At 68.3% G+C, this 1,513-nt stretch carries 2 protein-coding genes; both read left to right on the forward strand.

Annotation, left to right across the window (positions count from 1 at the left end):
• Nucleotides 1-4: 4 nt before the first annotated feature.
• A complete protein-coding gene (locus AC31A1_RS51240; protein WP_489659888.1) occupies nt 5-1,237 on the forward strand; it encodes a sarcosine oxidase subunit beta family protein in 1,233 nt (410 codons plus the stop codon).
• Nucleotides 1,238-1,248: 11 nt separating this feature from the next.
• Nucleotides 1,249-1,513, forward strand: a 265-nt coding sequence (locus tag AC31A1_RS51245) for a sarcosine oxidase subunit delta (protein ID WP_489659887.1), incomplete at its 3' end; no start/stop codon positions are given.

The following is a 1,513-nucleotide window of genomic DNA, read 5'->3' on the forward strand; positions in this document are numbered from 1 at the left end:
CCCGATGACCCCCCGCACCCCGGGCGCAGACCTCCCCGAACACCCCGACTGGCTCTGGCGCGCACCCGAGCCGAAACGCTCGTACGACGTCGTCATCGTGGGCGGCGGCGGCCACGGCCTCGCGACCGCCCACTACTTGGCGAAGAACCACGGCATCACCAACGTCGCGGTGCTGGAGAAGGGTTGGCTGGCGGGCGGAAACATGGCCCGCAACACCACGATCATCCGCTCCAACTACCTCTGGGACGAGAGCGCGGGCATCTACGAACACGCGCTCAAACTCTGGGAGGGCCTGGAGGAGGAGCTGGACTACCCGATCCTCTTCTCCCAGCGCGGAGTTCTCAACCTCGCCCACAGCCTCCAGGACGTCCGCGACAGCGTGCGCCGAGTCGAGGCGAACCGCCTCAACGGCGTGGACGCGGAATGGCTCGACGAACGGCGGGTCAAGGAGGTCTGCCCGATCGTCAACACCTCACCGGACGTGCGGTATCCGGTGATGGGCGGCACCTACCAACCACGCGCGGGCATCGCCAAACACGACCATGTGGCGTGGGGCCTGGCCCGTTCCGCCGACGCTGCGGGCATCGACCTCATCCAGAACTGCGAGGTGACGGGCCTCGACGTGGTCGACGGCAGGGTGGTGGGCGTACAGACCACACTCGGCCCGATAGCGGCGGGCAAGGTGGCACTCTGCTCGGCAGGCCACACGTCCGTGCTGGCAGCAATGGCGGGCATCCAACTCCCGCTACAGAGCCACCCGTTGCAAGCACTGGTGTCGGAACTCCTGGAACCGGTCCACCCCACGGTGGTCATGTCCAACGCGGTCCATGTGTACGTGAGCCAGGCGCACAAGGGCGAGTTGGTGATGGGGGCGGGCATCGACTCGTACAACTCCTACACCCAGCGTGGAGCGTTCCACATCATCGAGGAACAGATGGCCGCGGCCCTGGAGCTGTTCCCGGTCTTCGCCCGGGCGCATGTGCTGCGCACGTGGGGCGGCATCGTGGACGTGACCCCGGACGCGTCACCGATCGTCGGCCTGACTCCGGTGGACAACCTGTACCTCAACTGCGGCTGGGGAACCGGCGGTTTCAAAGCCACCCCGGGCGTCGGCTGGGTCTACGCCCACACCATCGCCCACGACACCCCTCACCACCTCAACGCCCCCTTCTCGCTCGACCGTTTCACCACCGGCGCGCTCGTCGACGAGCACGGCGCCGCCGCGGTGGCCCACTAGGGAGCCCAACCATGCTGCTGATCCCCTGCCCCTGGTGCGGGCCCCGCGACGAAGCCGAGTACCACTACGGCGGTCAGGCCCACGTCGCCTACCCGGAGACCCCGGCCGATCTGACCGACGAGGAGTGGGCACGCTACCTGTTCTTCCGCGACAACCCCAAGGGCCCCTTCGCGGAACGCTGGAACCACGCGGCGGGGTGCCGCCGGTGGTTCAACGCGGTGCGGGACACGGCGACGAACGAGATTCTGGGGGTGTACCGGGCGGGGGAGGAGCGGC

It is taken from the genome of Streptomyces sp. P5F9, assembly GCF_057961495.1.

Bases quoted from the DNA above. Each gene is read 5' to 3' on its own strand.
- AC31A1_RS51240 (WP_489659888.1), top strand. From the start codon at position 5: ATGACCCCCCGCACCCCGGGCGCAGACCTCCCCGAACACCCCGACTGG.